General features: G+C 71.7%; 19 protein-coding genes. 7 read left to right on the top strand and 12 right to left on the bottom strand.

The genetic code is table 11. The annotated features are described in order from the left end of the window. Nucleotides 1–228 precede the first annotated feature (228 nt). From ACIP2X_RS24870 to ACIP2X_RS24850, 5 genes are all read right to left on the bottom strand, one after another. Nucleotides 229–1,230 (bottom strand): SDR family oxidoreductase, encoded by a 1,002-nt coding sequence (locus ACIP2X_RS24870; RefSeq protein WP_401676551.1) that lies wholly within the window; start codon nt 1,228–1,230, stop codon nt 229–231. 77 nt (nt 1,231–1,307) lie between these two features. Further along, complete coding sequence (locus ACIP2X_RS24865; RefSeq protein WP_401676550.1) at nt 1,308–1,904, bottom strand: winged helix-turn-helix domain-containing protein; 597 nt, start codon at nt 1,902–1,904, stop codon at nt 1,308–1,310. Nucleotides 1,905–2,195: 291 nt separating this feature from the next. Continuing rightward, the gene (gene glnII, locus ACIP2X_RS24860) at nt 2,196–3,233 is read right to left on the bottom strand and encodes a glutamine synthetase (RefSeq protein ID WP_401676549.1); all 1,038 of its coding nucleotides are present in this window, start codon (nt 3,231–3,233) and stop codon (nt 2,196–2,198) included. A gap of 346 nt (nt 3,234–3,579) precedes the next feature. Beyond that, nucleotides 3,580–4,275 (bottom strand): hypothetical protein, encoded by a 696-nt coding sequence (locus tag ACIP2X_RS24855; protein WP_401676548.1) that lies wholly within the window; start codon nt 4,273–4,275, stop codon nt 3,580–3,582. 121 nt (nt 4,276–4,396) lie between these two features. Next, entirely contained in the window at nt 4,397–4,756 is a 360-nt protein-coding gene (locus ACIP2X_RS24850) for an arsenate reductase family protein (protein ID WP_401676547.1), read from the bottom strand. A 178-nt stretch (nt 4,757–4,934) separates the two neighbouring features. Between ACIP2X_RS24850 and ACIP2X_RS24845 the strand changes: the two genes are divergently transcribed. Next, the gene (locus tag ACIP2X_RS24845; RefSeq protein ID WP_401676546.1) at nt 4,935–5,249 is read left to right on the top strand and encodes a hypothetical protein; all 315 of its coding nucleotides are present in this window, start codon (nt 4,935–4,937) and stop codon (nt 5,247–5,249) included. 68 nt (nt 5,250–5,317) lie between these two features. Here the strand turns inward: ACIP2X_RS24845 and ACIP2X_RS24840 are convergent, their stop codons facing one another. Both ACIP2X_RS24840 and ACIP2X_RS24835 read right to left on the bottom strand, forming a co-directional pair. Continuing rightward, nucleotides 5,318–6,508, bottom strand: coding sequence for a winged helix DNA-binding domain-containing protein (locus ACIP2X_RS24840; RefSeq protein WP_401676545.1), 1,191 nt, complete (start codon nt 6,506–6,508; stop codon nt 5,318–5,320). 48 nt (nt 6,509–6,556) lie between these two features. Next, the gene (locus ACIP2X_RS24835) at nt 6,557–7,342 is read right to left on the bottom strand and encodes an alpha/beta hydrolase (protein ID WP_401676544.1); all 786 of its coding nucleotides are present in this window, start codon (nt 7,340–7,342) and stop codon (nt 6,557–6,559) included. Between the two features lie 123 nt (nt 7,343–7,465). Here ACIP2X_RS24835 and ACIP2X_RS24830 point away from each other — a divergent pair, with 123 nt between their 5' ends. Next, complete coding sequence (locus ACIP2X_RS24830; protein ID WP_401676543.1) at nt 7,466–7,747, top strand: hypothetical protein; 282 nt, start codon at nt 7,466–7,468, stop codon at nt 7,745–7,747. Between the two features lie 33 nt (nt 7,748–7,780). On the opposite strand, the gene ACIP2X_RS24825 is transcribed toward ACIP2X_RS24830, so the two are convergent. The 3 genes from ACIP2X_RS24825 to ACIP2X_RS24815 form a co-directional block, all read right to left on the bottom strand. Further along, complete coding sequence (locus ACIP2X_RS24825; RefSeq protein WP_401676542.1) at nt 7,781–8,365, bottom strand: hypothetical protein; 585 nt, start codon at nt 8,363–8,365, stop codon at nt 7,781–7,783. Between the two features lie 2 nt (nt 8,366–8,367). Then, nucleotides 8,368–9,285 carry a zinc metalloprotease HtpX gene (gene htpX / locus ACIP2X_RS24820; protein ID WP_401676541.1) on the bottom strand — a complete coding sequence of 306 codons (918 nt, stop codon included), beginning with the start codon at nt 9,283–9,285 and terminating at the stop codon, nt 8,368–8,370. Between the two features lie 152 nt (nt 9,286–9,437). Continuing rightward, a complete protein-coding gene (locus ACIP2X_RS24815) occupies nt 9,438–9,695 on the bottom strand; it encodes a hypothetical protein (RefSeq protein WP_401676540.1) in 258 nt (85 codons plus the stop codon). A 363-nt stretch (nt 9,696–10,058) separates the two neighbouring features. Here ACIP2X_RS24815 and ACIP2X_RS24810 point away from each other — a divergent pair, with 363 nt between their 5' ends. Beyond that, a complete protein-coding gene (locus ACIP2X_RS24810) occupies nt 10,059–10,340 on the top strand; it encodes a hypothetical protein (protein WP_401676539.1) in 282 nt (93 codons plus the stop codon). A 98-nt stretch (nt 10,341–10,438) separates the two neighbouring features. On the opposite strand, the gene glnA is transcribed toward ACIP2X_RS24810, so the two are convergent. Then, nucleotides 10,439–11,848, bottom strand: a complete 1,410-nt coding sequence (gene glnA, locus ACIP2X_RS24805; protein WP_401676538.1) for a type I glutamate--ammonia ligase — start codon at nt 11,846–11,848, stop codon at nt 10,439–10,441. Between the two features lie 207 nt (nt 11,849–12,055). On the opposite strand from glnA, the gene ACIP2X_RS24800 reads away from it, so the two are divergent. Continuing rightward, the gene (locus tag ACIP2X_RS24800; RefSeq protein ID WP_401676537.1) at nt 12,056–12,523 is read left to right on the top strand and encodes an RDD family protein; all 468 of its coding nucleotides are present in this window, start codon (nt 12,056–12,058) and stop codon (nt 12,521–12,523) included. Between the two features lie 141 nt (nt 12,524–12,664). Here the strand turns inward: ACIP2X_RS24800 and ACIP2X_RS24795 are convergent, their stop codons facing one another. Next, entirely contained in the window at nt 12,665–14,308 is a 1,644-nt protein-coding gene (locus tag ACIP2X_RS24795; RefSeq protein WP_401676536.1) for an FAD-dependent oxidoreductase, read from the bottom strand. A gap of 202 nt (nt 14,309–14,510) precedes the next feature. Between ACIP2X_RS24795 and ACIP2X_RS24790 the strand changes: the two genes are divergently transcribed. Genes ACIP2X_RS24790 through ACIP2X_RS24780 form a run of 3 tightly spaced genes read left to right on the top strand, consistent with a single transcriptional unit; the run spans nt 14,511 to nt 17,352 of the window. Then, the gene (locus tag ACIP2X_RS24790; protein ID WP_401676535.1) at nt 14,511–15,596 is read left to right on the top strand and encodes a TcmI family type II polyketide cyclase; all 1,086 of its coding nucleotides are present in this window, start codon (nt 14,511–14,513) and stop codon (nt 15,594–15,596) included. 35 nt (nt 15,597–15,631) lie between these two features. After that, nucleotides 15,632–16,096, top strand: coding sequence for a cupin domain-containing protein (locus tag ACIP2X_RS24785; protein WP_401676534.1), 465 nt, complete (start codon nt 15,632–15,634; stop codon nt 16,094–16,096). After that, the gene (locus tag ACIP2X_RS24780; protein WP_401676533.1) at nt 16,093–17,352 is read left to right on the top strand and encodes a beta-ketoacyl-[acyl-carrier-protein] synthase family protein; all 1,260 of its coding nucleotides are present in this window, start codon (nt 16,093–16,095) and stop codon (nt 17,350–17,352) included. Before ACIP2X_RS24785 ends, ACIP2X_RS24780 begins: the two co-directional genes overlap by 4 nt. The last annotated feature ends 7 nt before the right edge of the window (nt 17,353–17,359 follow it).

Raw genomic sequence — 17,359 nt, 5'->3', positions numbered from 1 at the left:
CTCTGTCGCGGCGCTGCCCTCACACTTTCGCGCCGGCGCCACGTGGCCCGTGGCTCGGCGCCGTCCCACCCGCCCGAGCGCCTGCGGATGCCCCTCCCACGCGGCCTGCCGTCTCGCCGTACCCCGGGCGCCGTCCCGCCCCGCCCGAGCACCCGCTGCCCCTCTCACCCGGCGTTGCCGTTCGCACCTCCACGCCCCTCGCCCCTGCCTCGGGTCGGCCCGCAGGGACTAGATTCCGTTGCCCGTCAGGGCTCTTTCTTCCGCTTCCGGGGTGAGGCCCACCGGGGGGCGGTCGGGGCGTTGGGGGGCCGTTCCGCCGAGTTCGGCCAGCCAGCGCCAGGTGTCGGCCACGGTGTGGGCGGCCGGTCGGCAGTTCAGCCCCGCGGCCAGGGCGCGAGAGACGTCCGCGCTGTGCAGGGCGTCGTGCAGCTCGCTGCCCGGCGGCACCCACACCGGCAGCCCGCTCCAGGGTTCGATACCCGCCCCGAGCACCACCTCGGGCGCGGTCCAGCGCAGCTCGGCCGCCGACCCGGTCGCCCGCACGCACGCCTCCAGGAACTCACCCATGGTGGTGTGCCCCCGAGGACCGGTCAGGTTGTACGGCCCGCCGAGCTCCCCCTCGATCCCGTCCAGGATCCACTCGGCGAGGTCACGGACGTCGACGAACTGCACCGGCAACTCGCGCGGGCCCGGCGCCAGCACCGGCCCGCCCCGGGCGATCCGGTTCAGCCACCAGGGCAGGCGGCCGACGTTCTCGTACGGCCCGAGCAGCAGCCCGGCCCGCACCAGCAGCGAGTCGCGCGCGCCGAAGGACTCGACGACGGCCAGTTCGCCGCCCCGTTTGTCGCGGGCGTAGTCGGTGTGGTCCGCGCCGGCCTCGGCGCCCTGCACGAGCGGCGCGTCCTCGGTGTACCCGGCGGGCGGGGCCCAGGCGTAGACCGAGCAGCTCGACACGTACACGTACCGCCCGGCGCGGCCCCGCAGCAGCCGCGCCGTGTCCCGCACCGCCCGGGGTGCCGCCGACCAGGTGTCGACGACGGCGTCCCATTCCCCCTCCGCCAGGCCGTCGAGCCCGCGCGGCGCCGTGCGGTCGCCCAGCACCTCGCGGACACCGGGCGGGGCCGCGTGCCTGCCCCGGTGGAAGACGGTCACGTCCCAGCCCCGCCCGACGGCGGCCTCCACCACGGCCCGCCCCGCGAACTCCGTACCACCCAGCATCAGCAGTCTCATGGGGGTGACTCTGCCCCGGGGCCCGTGCGCGGGGGAAGCGCACTCTGCCCAGGGCAGACGCAGGGCGCGCCGGGCCGTCAGGCGCGGGCCGGCGGCGCGTACTTGTAGCCCACCCGGCGGACCGTGAGGATCGCCCCCCGGTGTTCCGCGCCCAGCTTGCGGCGCAGTCGGGCGATGTGGACGTCGACCGTGCGGCCGTCGCCGACATGCCCGTAGCCCCACACCGTGGTGACCAGCTGGTCGCGGGTGTGCACCCGGTGCGGGTGCGCCACCAGATGGGCGAGCAGCTCGAACTCCAGGTACGTCAGGTCGAGTTCCCGCCCGGCCACCCGGGCGGTGCGGCGCTGGGCGTCGACACGGATGAGGTCGGCGGCGTCGGTGGCGGGGTCGACATCGGCGCCGACGCCCGCGCCGGCCGCCGGCACCGGCAGGAAGGGCGGCTGCCGGTCGGCCGGGACGAGCACCAGGTACCCGACCATCGGCGGCCGGCCCGGCAGGGAGGGCAGCGCCTCCTGCGGTGCGGGCAGCCAGGTGGCACCCGGCGGCAGGAGGTCGGCGACCCTTCTCACCTCGTCCCGGTCGACGGCGCGCAGCCGGTGCCGGGAGCCGCCGGGAGCGGCGGCGGGGGAGAGGGGACGGGACACGGAACGGGGCACAGGGCCGGGGATCGCCATGGGAGGTCAGCTCTTCTCGCGCGAGAGGTCCGTCGAAGGAGGTACTCGTGTCGCGCTGGCCGGAGGCCGGTTGTACGGCGTCAGAGGGCCGGCGCGGTCGTCGCGCGGCAACACACCCGGTCGAAGTCGTGGTGCTGACGGGAGGGCCAGAAGGGCTCGAGGTCATGGCGACCCGTCGCGGAGAACTTCTGGAAGACGGCCATGGGCCCATTGAAGCAGACGGCACCGGCGACGCGAAGGGGGCGCCCACCGGACCGGTGGGCGCCCCCGGCACGTCGCCGGTGGAGCGGATCAGACCTGGCCGGCCTTCTCCAGGGCGGAGCAGCAGGTGTCGACCAGCAGACGCGTCACGACGTAGGGGTCGACGTTGGCGTTCGGGCGGCGGTCCTCGATGTAGCCCTTGCCGTCCTTCTCGACCTGCCACGGGATACGGACCGAGGCGCCGCGGTCGGAGACGCCGTAGGAGTACTTGTCCCACGGGGCGGTCTCGTGCAGGCCGGTCAGACGGTCGTCGATGCCGGCGCCGTAGTTCTTGACGTGGTCGAGCGGCTTGGAACCCTCGCCGAGCGACTCGCACGCGGTGATGATCGCGTCGTAGGACTCGCGCATCGCCTTCGTCGAGAAGTTGGTGTGCGCGCCGGCGCCGTTCCAGTCGCCCTTGACCGGCTTGGGGTCGAGGGTGGCGGAGACGCCGAAGTCCTCTGCGGTGCGGTAGAGCAGCCAGCGGGCCACCCACAGCTGGTCGGAGACCTCCAGCGGGGACAGCGGACCGACCTGGAACTCCCACTGGCCGGGCATGACCTCGGCGTTGATGCCGGACAGGCCCAGGCCCGCCGTCAGGCAGTGCTCCAGGTGGGCCTCGACGATGTCGCGACCGAAGATCTCGTCGGCGCCTACGCCGCAGTAGTAGCCGCCCTGCGGGGCCGGGAAGCCGCCCTCGGGGAAACCGAGCGGGCGGGTGCCGTCGAAGAAGGTGTACTCCTGCTCGATGCCGAAGATCGGCTCCTGCGCGGCGAACTTCTGGGCGACCTCGGTGAGCGCGGCCCGGGTGTTCGACGGGTGCGGGGTCATGTCCGTGTTGAGGACCTCGCACAGCACCAGCACGTCGTCGCCACCGCGGATCGGGTCCGGGCAGGAGAAGACCGGCTTGAGCACGCAGTCCGAGGCGTGGCCCTCGGCCTGGTTCGTGGACGACCCGTCGAAGCCCCAGATCGGCAGCTCGGCACCCTTCGCGCCCTTCTCCGAGTCCGCCATGATCTTCGTCTTGGAACGAAGCTTGGCCGTCGGCGCGGTGCCGTCGATCCAGATGTACTCAGCCTTGAAGGTCACGGGCCACATCCTTCGGGGTGGGTCTGGGCGCGCTTGCGGGTGCTGCGGCGCCACGGCACCGGGGCGCCGCATTCTGTCTGTCCGGAAGCCTGTCAACAGGCGATTTCCCGATCATTGCCCGGTTGTGAACCCCGTGTTACCTGGCACTGCCGCGGCCCACCTCATCGTGTGAGACGCCCCGCGTACGGGTGGGCGGCTCGTATGCCATGCGATGCGATGCAATGCGATGCGAGGTGACCGCGCGCAGGTCCTGCCGCTCGTGGCCGCGAGCGGCAGGACCTGTGACACATACGCGGGGGCAGCCCTGAGCGGGATGCCGCCTCAGCGGGTCCTCGGGCTCAGTGCCTCACCCCACCTTCTCGATCACGGCCCGGCGGATCAGGAACTTGCCGGGCTCACGGACCTGTTCGAAAGCGGCGTTGTTGAGCAGGACACAGCTGCCGGAGACGGAGGTGACCTCCACCGTCGTGGACTTGTTGTTGTCCAGGTTGGTGACCTTCAGCTTGGTGCCCGCCGGGAACTGGTTGCTCGACGCGGCCGGGGCGCCGGCCTCGCCGGAGAGCGTCACCGTGGAGCCGTTGCAGACCTGCTCCCCGGCGGCGCCCGCGCCGTCACCCGGGGCGGCGGCGTCGGCGGGCGGCGCCGACTGCTGGGCGCCGCCGCCCGCCTGCCCGGCCCCTTGCCCAGCGCCCTGGCCCGCCCCGTTGCCCTGCTGGCCCGGCTGCGCGGCCTGGGAGCCCTGAGCCGACTCCCCCACCTCGCACCCGGCGGCCTTCTGCTGGAGCTGGATCTGGGCGATGACGGCCTCGCGGTTGGCGATCCGGGCCGCGGACTGCGCGTCCGGGTTGGCCCGCTGGTCCGCGATGAACCGCTGGTTGTTGCCGAGGGCGGTGGCGAAACCCTGGCAGGCCGTCGAGTTCGCCGCGGTCTGCGAGGCGTTCGACGTGCTCGCCATGACGAAGGCGCCACCGCCCGCCACCGTGGCCGCGCTGACCAGCAGGGCCAGCTTCTTCTTCGTGCTGAGGGTTCTCCTGCGCGACATGCGCGCCTCCTGGGAGGTAGGGGAGCGTACGCCGCTATGTACGAGATGCCGAACGGGGTTACTCAGTGGTTACGCGAGGATGTTGAAGTAACCTGCGTCACACGGGAGTTGACGACGGGGTTCAGCGGGCGAGCGCGTCCCGCACCGCCTCGTCGGTACGGCCGACGACCGCCGTGCCGTCGTCCGCGGTGATGAGGGGCCGCTGGATGAGCCGCGGGTGCTCGGCGAGCGCGCGCACCCAGCGGTCGCGCGCGCCTGCGTCCCGCGGCCACTCCTTCAGCCCCAGCTCCTTGGCCTCGGCCTCCTGGGTCCGCGTGATGTCCCACGGCTCCAGACCCAGCCGGTCGAGCACGTCACGGATCTCGTCCTCGCTCGGTACGTCCTCCAGATAGCGGCGGACCGTGTACTCGGCCCCCTCTGCGTCGAGCAGGCTCAGGGCGCTGCGGCATTTGGAGCAGGCGGGGTTGATCCAGATTTCCATACCGCCACGGTACGCCGCCGAACGACCCGCGGAACCCGTCTTCCCCGTGCGTCACTGCACCCCCGAAAGCCCTTGTGGCCAGGGGCTTTTGTCAGTGGGGGCCGGTAGAATAGAAGCAGTGTTCGAGGGTGTCGCCGGGGTGTCCGGCCGGCGCCCTGACCGCGACAGGAGGATGCCCGTGCCCGCTGCCGCACTGAAGCCGAAGCCGCTGCCGACCCAGTCCACCGCGAAGCGCCCCGTGCTGCTCGAACTCCCCTGCGCCCCCGTGGAGAAGCGGCCACTGCCGCCGGGGCGCCCGCGCGAGTGGTACATCTCCCACAACCGCCGTCTCAAGGCCATGCGCCTTGCGATAGCGCTGCTCGACTCGGGGGTGTACGTGCCGAACCAGGCACGCGACGAGACGATCCGCAGCACCGCGGACCTCATCGGCGTCCACCCGCCGTCGGACACGACGTGTCACATGGTGCGGGCGCTGCTGCGGTACACGCGCTGAGCCCGTGAGCCCGTGAGTTCGTGCGCCGGGTGCCGGTACGCACCTCGGCACCCGGCGCACCTCCGCGCTCACCCCGCCGCCAACTCCCGCTCCACCGGCGTCCGGAAGCGCGGTGTGATCCGCGTGGCCCCCACCCAGGCGCGCAGCCGCTCCGCCTCGCCCTCGACCGCCGTGCGCGCCTCCCGGCCCACGCCCTCCTCCGTCAGCAGCCGCCACACGATCTCGCCGTCGGGCCGCTGGGCCCAGGCGCCCACCACCCGGCCGTCCCACCACACCGTCGGCCCGATGTTCCCGCTGCGGTCGAACAGGGCGGGGCGCAGCTCGGGGGAGAGGAACCAGTCGCGGTCGCGGCAGCTCATCGCCGTGGGGTCGAGGGCGGGCAGCAGCGCGGCCCACGGTGCGACGGGACCCGGCACCAGATCGACGTCGGCCTCGACGACATACCCCGTGCCCTCGTCCAGCCGTACCTCCCGCGCACCGATCGCGGCCAGTGCCGCGCGCACCTCCGTCACCCGCCACCCCGTCCACCACTTGAGGTCGGCCTCGGTCGCCGGCCCGCACGCCGTCAGCCAGCGCCGCAGCAGCGCCGCCTGCGCCCCGGCGGCGTCCAGCTCGGGGTGCTCGGGTGCCGGGGCCCAACGGAACTGGCTCGACGTCCAGGAGCCGAGCGGCCGTCCCCGGACGACCTTGCCCTCCACGCCCAGCACCCGCAGCAGCCGCGTCGACACCGTGTGGACGCCCTCGTAGCTCTTGCCGACGGCGTACGCGAACTGCTCCCGCAGCCTCGGCTCGTCCCGTGCCAGCTCGGCCGCCGTGGCCTCCCCGCGCCGCGCCAGCAGGGCGAGCGCCGACTCCTCGACCTCCTTGAGCCAGGCCTCGTTTGGCGCCCCCGCCTTCGCCATGTCCTTGACCAGCGAGGCCCGCTCCCGCGCCGCCACCGTGAGCCCCGTGGAGGCGTGCACCACGGCGGTCAGCTCCGTCGGGAACACGAACACGGTGTGCCGCATGCCGTGCATCCGCACCAGCGTCCGGTCCGTGTACAGCGCGCGCTCCGTCTCCGTCACGGTCCCCGCCGCATCCGTGAGCCGCGCCCCTACCGCCAGGTACACGGTCGCGGGGTCCGAACCGTGCAGCGCGACGAGCGAGTCGGCGATCTCCTCCGGCCGCCCGGCCCGCGCCCCCACCGCCAGCCGATGCCGCACCGCCAGCCGAGCCCGCCGCTGCGCCACTCCGACGTACGGCAACCCCGCAGCACCCATCCCGGCCTCCACCCGTCCGCTCGTGTCGCCCTCGTGACGCCCCGCCGCTCACGAGGACGCCCTGCACCCCATCCTGCCGACCCCCACCGACAACGGCCCCCCACCTGCGCCTTCGCCGCCCCGGTCGCTCAGCACCGCCGTCACGAAGGCCCGCCGGTCCGCCCCGTGCCCGAGGAACCACAGCCCCAGCGAGTGATCGGCGCCGGGCAGTTCGAAGCGTGTGTACCGGGCACGGCAGGACAGTGCGTCCTGGACCGCCTCCGTCACGGCCGGCGGGATCACCGCGTCCGTGCCCGGCACGGCGAGCACCGCGCGCCCCCGGTACGCCCGGAACGCGTCCAGCGCGGGCGACCCCCGCCAGCTGCCGGGCCGCCGGATGACGGCGCTGAAGCGCCCGTCACCCGTCCCGAACGGCAGCTCCCATGCCTGCGCCGCGTAGACCGCGGGCGCGCACAGCGCCAGTGCGCGCACCCGGTCGCCGTAGTGCGCGGCGAGATCCGCCACCGTCTGTCCGCTCATGCTGAAGCCGGCCAGGACCAGCGCCCGGTCCGCCGGCACCTGCGCGTCGATCACCGCCACGGCCTGCTCGAACCGGTGCCGCAAGCTCGACTCCCTGAGCGCGCCCGAGCTTTCGCCGTGCCCGGCGAAGTCGAACGCGACCCCCCGGCCGCCCCGCGCCGCGAACTCGCCGAGCAGCGGCAGCAGCCGTTCCTTGTCGCTGCGGCCCGCACCGTGCAGGACGACGGCTGCCACCGGGGCGTCCGGATCGCCGCAGGTCACCCCGGCGAGCCGGGCACCGTCGTGGTCGTACGCGAAGGGAGAGAGGGCGTTCATGGCGCCATTCACTCACGGCGCCCTCGCCCGCACCGGGAAAAAGGAGATGCGGGCCCCCCTGCCTCCGACGCTACGCTCTGTGCACGGACAAACACAGATCCCACATCCCAGGGGAGTCCCGTCATGGGCACCATCATCATCTCCGGGACGGTCGTCCTGGTCGTCCTGGGATTCGGAAACCACCTCTACTGGCTGGCCGCCGTCGCGATGCTCGTCCTGTACGTGCGGTACGGGCGCGACGCGTCCACGAAGACCTCCGCCCCCTCGACCCCTCCGGCGCCCGGGCCCACGAGCTACCGGGCCTACCGCGACCGCCGTGACCAGCAGGCCAGGTGGGAGCGCCGCTACCGCCGCGAGCGGCCGCTGGAGTTCCGCCGTCAGGAGCGGGAGCGGAGCAGCAAGTGACCCGCCCCGGGGCGGGCCCCGCAAGGATTCGCGTCAGAGCCCTGGGGCGCCCCACACCGGGAACCACCGCCCCAGGTCCTCCTCCATCCGCAGATCACCGGCGAGCGCGGCCCTCACCTGGAGTTCGAGCGCGCTGTCGCGCCGCTGTCCCCCGTCGGGCAGCGGCGCGAACGGGTAGAAGGTGCCGCGCTTGTAGAGATAGACCAGCGCCAGCCGTCGTCCCGCCTCGTCACGGAAGCCGGCCAGCGAGCACAGCAACTGCGGGCCGAAGCCGTTGATCTCCATGGAGCTGTTCACCGCGTGCAGATCGTTGACGAGCTGCGGCAGCTCGTCGGGGGCACGGCGGGAGATCAGCCAGGAGTACCCGTACGCGTCCCGCTCCAGCTCGACCGGCGGCCCGGTCCGCTCGGTGTCCGCGTCCAGCAGCGCCCGTACCTCGCGGTGCGTCTGGTCGAACGCGGCCCCCTCGACCGTCGCGAAGCACACCGCGCCGTGCCCGGTCGGTGTGAAGGCCGCGGCCGCCTCCAGCGTCACCGCGGCCGAGGGCAGCGCGAACAACCGGTCCAGATCGGGCGCGACCGGCTGGGTACGTCCGAGCAGGATGTCCAGCAACCCCATGGTCACGCCTTTCCGGGGGTCGCCGCCTCGCCCAGCTCGGCGGAGATCCGCCCCAGCTGCGCGAGGCGCTGCTCCAGGCTCGGGTGGGTCGAGAACAACCGCGCGATGTCCGGCCCACGGCCGAGCGCGGGCGTGAAGTAGAAGGCGTTGAACGCCTGCGCGGTGCGCAGGTCCTTCGTCGGGATCCGCGCGATGTCGCCGGTCACCTTGGTCAGCGCGGACGCCAGCGCGGAGGGCCGCCCGGTCAGCAGCGCCGCCGCACGGTCGGCCGCCAGCTCGCGGTACCGGGACAGCGCCCGGATCAGCAGGAAACTGATCGCGTACACCGCGGCCGAGACCCCCATGATCCCCAGGAAGATCACGGCGGTGTTCTGGTCGCGCCGCCCGCCGCCGAAGAGCTGCGAGTAGAAGGCGAACCGGACGATCAGCCCCGCGATCACGCCCAGGAAGGACGCGACCGTGATCACGGCGACGTCCTTGTGCGCCACGTGCGACAGCTCGTGCGCGAGCACCCCCTCCAGCTCCGCCGGCTCCAGCCGCCGCAGCAGTCCGGTGGTCACGCAGACCACCGCGTGGTCGGGGTTGCGACCGGTGGCGAACGCGTTCGGCATCTCCATCGCGGACACGGCGACCACCGGCTTCGGCATGTCGGCGACCGCGCACAGCCGGTCGACCACGCCGTGCAGATCCGGGTACTCCTCGCGTTCCACGACCCGGCCGTGCATCGCGAAGAGCGCGACCCGGTCGGAGAACCAGTACTGCGCGCCCAGCAGCGCCGCCGCGATCACCACGACCAGCACCCAGGACTTCAGCAACACGATCAGCGCGGCGACGAACGCCACGTACAACAATCCGAGCAGGAACAACGTGACCGTCATCCGTACGGTCAGCTGTCGGTCGCTCCGGAAGCGGCTCTGCATGTGCATCACCCCGCACTAGAGCCCCAGCAATCGCCTGGGCCCACTGCCAGTGTGCACCCGCACCCACCAAGACGCGGTCCCCCTCGCCCCTCGCCCCGGCAAAGACCTTTCGCCACTCCGTCGGCCCTGCGGCCGGCTCCGTCGCGGTCGGCTCAGTAGGGAGCCCGGAAGTTGATCCAGCCCAGGAGGACGATCACCGCGACCACGCAGCCGAGGACCACGACCGTCGACAGCCATGACGACCGGCGGCGGGCCGTGTGGCCAGGGGCGGCGCGGAACGGCACCGGGGCGGGCGGGTCGTTCTTCCAGCGCGCCGCGAGCATCCGGGCCCGCGCCGAGGGCTCCTTGTGCGCGGCGCCGTCCGCCCATCGGAGATCGAACTCCCGCTCCGTGTCGTCCTGTTCGGACATCCCCGTATACCTCTCTCGAACACCGGACCTATGCGCCGATGATCCCCCGTGGACGGCCGTCGAGGGAAGCCCGAAAAGCCGTCCCGGCGGCCGGTCCCGGAGCCCGCCGGCCCGTCCCGCGGCTGGGGATGCCGGGTGATCGGGGGCGGGCTTAGCCTGGAGAGGGAGCTGCTCTCCGGGACGCGCGTCGTTCGGCGACACCCCCGCACACATCCGACAGCCCACATGCCACACGGACCGCGGCTGATACGCACGCCTCGTAGTCAGGCGGCGACACCGACGACCGCGCCGTACCTTCTGCGGCGGCTGCGGCCATCCGTCCGGCTCGTGCTCCGCACGATGGGATGGAAGGAAGGTCTTTCCATGAACGCACCACGCGCACGGCGTCTTTTCGCCATGTCCGCCATCGGCGTGCTGATGGCCGGTGGCGCCGCGATCGGCGCAGCCGGCACGGCCTCGGCAGCCACACCCACCACTCACGTGCCCTCCAACTGGGGCGGCGACGACTGGAGGGACCGCGGCGGCTGGGGTTACAACAACTTCGGCTACTTCAACAACTTCGGAGGCTTCGGCGGCTACGGCGGGTACGGGTACGGGGGCTACGGCGGCTACGGCGGCAGCCCGGTCGTGATCGTGGTCCGCTGAGTCGGAGGCGACTGCCCCCTCCGGGGCCAACGGATGAGGGCCGCCACCTGGAGCACTCCAGGTGGCGGCCCTCACCGCGTCCTACGCGTCGGTACGGATCACACGTCGAAGTACAGCTCGAACTCGTGCGGGTGCGGACGCAGCTGCAGCGGGGCGATCTCGTTGGTGCGCTTGTAGTCGATCCACGTCTCGATCAGGTCCGAGGTGAAGACGTCGCCCTGGAGGAGGAACTCGTGGTCGGCCTCCAGGCGGTCGAGGACCGCGCCGAGGGAGGTCGGGACCTGCGCGACGCCCGCGTGCTCCTCGGGAGCCAGCTCGTAGAGGTCCTTGTCGATCGGCTCGGCCGGCTCGATCTTGTTCTTGATGCCGTCCAGGCCCGCGAGGAGCAGCGCGGAGAAGGCCAGGTACGGGTTGCCCGAGGAGTCCGGGGCGCGGAACTCGACGCGCTTGGCCTTCGGGTTGGAGCCCGTGATCGGGATACGCATCGCGGCCGAGCGGTTGCGCTGCGAGTACACCAGGTTGACCGGCGCCTCGAAGCCCGGCACCAGGCGGTGGTACGAGTTCACCGTCGGATTGGTGAAGGCGAGCAGCGACGGGGCGTGACGAAGGATGCCGCCGATGTAGTAGCGGGCGGTGTCCGACAGGCCGGCGTAGCCCTGCTCGTCGTAGAACAGCGGGTCGCCGTTGCTCCACAGCGACTGGTGGACGTGCATGCCCGAGCCGTTGTCACCGAAGATCGGCTTCGGCATGAAGGTCGCGGTCTTGCCGTTGCGCCAGGCCACGTTCTTCACGATGTACTTGAAGAGCTGGAGGTCGTCGGCGGCGGCGAGCAGCGTGTTGAACTTGTAGTTGATCTCGGCCTGGCCGGCGGTGCCCACCTCGTGGTGCTGGCGCTCGACCTGGAGGCCGGACCGCTCCAGCTCCAGGGAGATCTCGGCGCGCAGGTCGGCGAAGTGGTCGACCGGCGGGGTCGGGAAGTAGCCGCCCTTGTAGCGGACCTTGTAGCCGCGGTTGTCCTCCAGCGCGCCGGTGTTCCAGGCGCCCGCCTCGGAGTCGATGTGGTAGAAGGACTCGTTCTCCGACGTCTTGAAGCGGACGCTGTCGAAGACGTAGAACTCGGCCTCCGGGCCGAAGAAGGCGGTGTCGGCGATGCCGGTGGAGGCGAGGTAGGCCTCGGCCTTCTTCGCCACGTTCCGCGGGTCACGGGAGTACTGCTCACCGGTGATCGGGTCGTGGATGAAGAAGTTGATGTTGACCGTCTTGTCCCGGCGGAACGGGTCCACGCGGGCGGTGGACAGGTCGGCGCGCAGCGCCATGTCGGACTCGTGGATGGCCTGGAAGCCGCGGATCGAGGATCCGTCGAAGGCCAGCTCCTCGCCCGCGTCGAACGCCGCAGCGGGGATCGTGAAGTGCTGCATGACGCCCGGCAGGTCGCAGAAGCGGACGTCGATGAACTTCACGTCCTCGTCGGCGATGAACTTCTTGGCCTCGTCGGCGTTCTGGAACATCCAGCTCCTCCTACTCCCGACCGTCCCGCCGGGGTGGTAGTTCGTATCTGCGGCCAGTGCGGTGGCACATGCTGCACCGACCCTAGGGACGCGTCATTTCTCGGGCGTGACCCATTTGTTTCGCAGAAGTTAACCGGCTCCGTTCCACCGTAACGCGGACCCACCCCGGCATACCTTGGTCAAATCCGGGCGCAGTACCTTTGTCGGGTGGACAAGAGGCAGGCAATCGGATCATGGCTCTCCGGCCCCCGCGCGGCCATGGAGGACGCCGGTGCGGACTTCGGCTACCGGGGCGAGCAGCTCGGGCTGCCGGAGCAGGGGCCGGGATCGCTCGCGCGCCCGGGCCGACGGCTCGGCGCGCTGGCCGTCGACTGGGGTCTGTGCCTCTTGATCGCATACAGCTTGATCACGGACGGCTACGGTCAGGCGACCAGCAACTGGGCCCTGCTGATCTTCCTGGTCATGAGCGTCCTGACCGTCGGCACGATCGGCATCACCCCGGGCAAGCGCCTCTTCGGAGTGCGGGTGATCGCCCTCGACACGGGTGCGCCCCACCCCGCCCGCGCCCTGCTGCGCACGGTCCTGCTGTGCCTCGCCGTCCCCGCCCTGATCTGGGACCGGGACGGCCGCGGCCTGCACGACCGGCTCGCCCGCACGGTCGAGGTGCGGATCTGAGCGGCCGGGCGCGGCGCCCTCACCGGTGACAGCGGCCGACCGGTGACTGCCCCCTCGACCGGTGACAGCCCCCCGAAGGAAAAGACCACCCGCGCCGTCCGGCGCGGGTGGTCTTCCTTGTGTACGACCGAGTGCCAGGGATCAGGTGTGCAGGACCGACGCCAGCACCTGGCGCAGTTCCGCCTCCGGGTCCGCCGGGGCGGACGACGCCCGCCAGGCCACGAACCCGTCGGGACGCACCAGCACCGCCCCGTCGGCCGACGTGCCGTGCGTTCCCGCCCAGTCGTCGTCCTCCGCGTCGAGCGCCAGCTCGGCCTGTGCTCCGGCACCGATCCGGTAGGCCTCCAGCCGTACCCCGTCCGCGTCCGCGATGCGCCGCGCGGCGGCGTGCCAGGCCTCGCCCGCGTCGGACCCGGCGTCGCAGAGCAGCACCAGTGACCGCTCGTAGAGGTCGAGCGTGGAGACCCGCTCGCCCGCACGGCGCAGCCACATGTGCGGGGCCCGGCTGCCCGGCTCCGCGGTCATGCGCATCCCCTCGGGGACGACCGGCTCGGTCGGGTCGGCGCCCACGACGGCGCCCTCCGGATAGCGGTAGGCGAGGACGATGTTGAGGATGCCGCCGCGCTTGCCGCCGCCGACACCGGGGGCCGGGGCGAAGCCGGGGTGGCTGTGCTCCACCGAGCGGGACGAGGCACGGGCGCTGGTGGCCATGGCGACCGGGCGGCGCTCGGCGTCGTAGGTCTCCAGCAGCCCGGGGCCGGCCCAGCCCTCGAGGACGGCGGACAGCTTCCAGGCCAGGTTGTGGGCGTCCTGGATACCGGTGTTGGAGCCGAACGCGCCGGTCGGGGACATCTCGTGGGCGGAGTCGCCGGCGAGGAAGACCCGGTCGTGGGCGTACCGGTCGGCGACCCGTTCGGCCGCACGCCAGGACGCCCTACCGGTGATCTCCACGTCGAGGTCGGGGGCGCCGACCGCCTGCCGGATGTGCCGCTGGAGCCGCTCCTCGGTGAACTCCTCCAGCGTCTCCCCGTGTTCCGGGTGCCAGGGGGCGTGGAAGACCCAGTTCTCCTTGTTGTCGATGGGCAGCAGCGCGCCGTCCGCTTCGGGGTTGGTGAGGTAGCAGCAGATGAAGCGCCGGTCGCCGACGATGCCGGCGAGCAGCTTGGAGCGGAAGGTGATGCTCACGTTGGCGAACAGGTCGCCGGGGCCGCTCTGCCCGATGCCGAGCCGGTTCCTGACGGGGCTGCGCGGGCCGTCGGCCGCGACCAGGTAGTCCGCGCGGACGGTGTAGAGCTCGTCGCTGTCGCGGTCACGGACGTACGCCGTCACCCCGTGCGCATCCTGCTCGAAGGACTCCAGCTCGTGGAAGTACCTGAGGTCGCCGCCGAGCGCGTCGGCGTTCTTCCTGAGCACCGGCTCCAGGTCGTTCTGGCTGCACAGGCACCACCCCGAAGGGCTGAACTTCGCGAGGCCGCCGCCCGGGTCGATCTCCTTGAACAGCCATTCGCCGGCGTCGCCGACGAGCGTCGGCGTCTGCATGATGCCGTGGTTCTCCGCGAGGAGGGAGGCCGCCGTCCTGATGTCCGGCTCGACGCCGGCGACGCGGTAAAGCTCCATCGTCCGCACGTTGTTGCCGCGGCCGCGGGGGTGAATCGAGGTCCCGGCGTGCCGCTCGACGAGCATGTGACGCACGCCCAGACGGCCCAGGAACAGGGAGAGGGACAGGCCCACCAGAGAGCCGCCCACGACGAGGACGGGAACCTGGTGATCGGCTTTCTGCTGCATCAAGGACTCCTGAGGCAGTGGTGGGGGGTGGGGAAGTTCTTGGAGTTTTCATGCCCTCTGGAAGGGGCTCCGCGTGATCTATCACCCGCGTGGTTCACGCGAGTCGCGCACCGGGGGGGACCGGCAGAGGATCAAGAGGCGCTGACGTCGCGTCATCGGCGGCGGCGTTCGCCTCTGCCTCCAGAGAAGGAGATTCCGCAGCATGACCACTACGTCGGAAAAGGTTTCGCAGCAGCTGACGCGACAGGTGTCGAAACGGGTCTCCCAGTCCGTGTTCGACGGCTCCACCCTCAGGGTCGTCCTGCTGGTCGACGTATACGACGGGGCGCAGCAGCAGTTCCTGGAGGCATACGAGCAACTGTGCAACCAGGTGGCCAAGGTGCCCGGCCACATCAGCGACCAGCTGTGCCAGTCCATCGAGAATCCCTCCCAATGGCTCATCACCAGTGAGTGGGAGAGCGCCCCTCCGTTCCTCGCCTGGGTGAACAGCGAGGAGCACGTGCAGATGGTGCAGCCGATGCACAGCTGCATCCGTGACACCCGCTCGCTGCGCTTCCACGTGGTGCGCGAGATGGGCCGCGGACTGGCGAAGGCCGACCGGGCGGAGCGCCACCTGCAGGAGAACCCCCGGATCGGCGACGGCGTGATCCGCCACGCCCTGACCTTCACGGTCAAGCCGGGCAGCGAGCCGGAGGTCGCGAAGATCCTCGCGAACTACGACTCCCCCGAGACCCATGTGGACGAGACCACCCGTCTGGTCCGCACCTCCCTGTTCATGATCGGCAACCGGGTCGTACGGGCCATCGAGGTCCGCGGCGAGCTGCTCCAGGCGCTGCGCCACGTCGCCCGGCAGCCCGAGGTCAGGGCGGTGGAGGAGGCCATCAACCCCTACCTGGAGCAGGAGCGGGACCTCAGCTGCGACGAGTCCGCGCGCGTCTTCTTCACCCGGGCGGCCCTGCCCGCCGTGCACCACGTCAGCGTCGACGAACTGCACGAGGGCGAGCGGCACGCCATGTACATCCCCGCCCGGCCGGGCTGCGGGATGCGGCTGGCCGAGGCACTGGCCCGGGCGGACGAGGACGCGGCCGAGGACCCGGGCACCCCGGTCCTGCGCAGCACGGTCTTCCAGCGCGACGACGTCGTCGTCCGTCTGGTCGACGTCCGACCCGGCGCCGGCGTCGGAGCGGCCCTGCCCGAGCCCGGGGTCATGGCCCCGCTGAAGTCCCTGCTGGACGGCGACGCCGCCCGCATGGAGCTCATCACCGACCGCCGCTCGCCGGACGCCTGACCCCGTCAGGCACAGCACACCCACGGAGGAACGTCGTGATCAAACCCCTTCCGAAGATCGTGGACCTCAGCGAGGTCGAGCCCAACACCCGGCGCGGCGGCGATCTGCGCGCCATGCTCACCCCCACCACGGTCGGCTCCACCAGCGGTTTCATGGGCGTGGCCATCGTGCACCCCGGCGACCGCATCGGTGAGCACTACCACCCGTACTCCGAGGAGTTCGTGTACGTCGTCTGCGGTCAGCTGGAAGTGGACCTGGACGGCGAACCGCACCCCCTCCGGCCGGAGCAGGGCCTGATGATCCCCGCCCACATGCGGCACCGCTTCCGGAACGTGGGCAACGTGGAGGCGCGCATCGTCTTCCACCTGGGCCCGCTGGCCCCGCGCCCGAGCCTCGGGCACGTCGACACGGAGGAGACGGACGTCATCGGCGCCGCCGCGGTGGTCACGGAGACCGCCTCCGCGGGTGCCGCCCACGACCGAGGTGAGGTCCGGTCATGAGCCGGCGTGTGGCGGTGACCGGCATAGGCATCGTCGCCCCGGGTGGCATCGGTGTACCGGCTTTCTGGGATCTGCTGGCCAACGGCCGGACGGCGACCCGGGGTATCACCTTCTTCGATCCCTCGGGGCTGCGGTCGCAGATAGCCGCGGAGTGCGACTTCGACCCGGCCGCGCACGGCCTGGACGAGGACGAGGTCGCGCGCGCGGACCGGTACATACAGTTCGCCCTGGTCGCCGGTGCGGAGGCGGTCCGGGACTCCGGTCTCGACCTGAGCCGCGAGAACCCCTGGCGGGTCGGGGTGTCCGTGGGCACCGCGGTCGGCGGCACCACCCGGCTGGAGCACGACTACGTCCTGGTGAGCAACCACGGCGAGCGCTGGGACGTCGACCACCGGGAGGCGGAGGCGCACCTGCACCGGGCGTTCTCGCCCAGTACGGTCGCCTCCGCGGTGGCGGAACGTTTCGGCGCCCAAGGGCCGGTACAGACCGTCTCCACCGGCTGCACCTCGGGCCTGGACGCCGTCGGGTACGCCTTCCACACGGTCGAGGAGGGCCGGGCCGACATCTGCATAGCGGGTGCCTCGGACTCCCCGATCTCCCCGATCACCATGGCCTGCTTCGACGCGATCAAGGCCACGTCACCCAACAACGACGACCCGGCCCACGCCTCCCGGCCCTTCGACAACAACCGTGACGGGTTCGTCATGGGCGAGGGCGGCGCCGTGCTCGTCCTGGAGGAGCTGGAACACGCCCGGGCCCGCGGGGCCCACGTGTACTGCGAACTGGGCGGCTACGCCACCTTCGGCAACGCCTACCACATGACCGGCCTGACCAGCGAGGGTCTGGAGATGGCCCGGGCGATAGACCTGGCTCTGGACCACGCCCGGCTGGACCCGACGGCGATCGACTACGTCAACGCCCACGGATCCGGCACCCGGCAGAACGACCGCCACGAGACGGCGGCCGTGAAGCGGGCGCTCGGCCAGCACGCCTACGACACCCCCATGAGCTCCATCAAGTCGATGGTGGGGCACTCACTCGGGGCGATCGGGGCGATCGAGGTGGTCGCCTGCGTACTGGCCCTCGCCAAGCAGGTCGTACCGCCGACCGCCAACTACGAGACCCCCGACCCCGAATGCGACCTGGACTACGTCCCGCGTGTCGCCCGCGAACGGAAGCTGAACAGCGTCCTGTCCGTGGGCAGCGGGTTCGGGGGCTTCCAGTCGGCGGTGGTCCTGACCCGGACGAGGGAGTGAGGACACG

Source organism: Streptomyces sp. NPDC089424, from assembly GCF_044749345.1.
In the GTDB taxonomy this organism is placed as follows: domain Bacteria; phylum Actinomycetota; class Actinomycetes; order Streptomycetales; family Streptomycetaceae; genus Streptomyces.
This window is presented reverse-complemented; position numbering and strand designations above follow the sequence as displayed.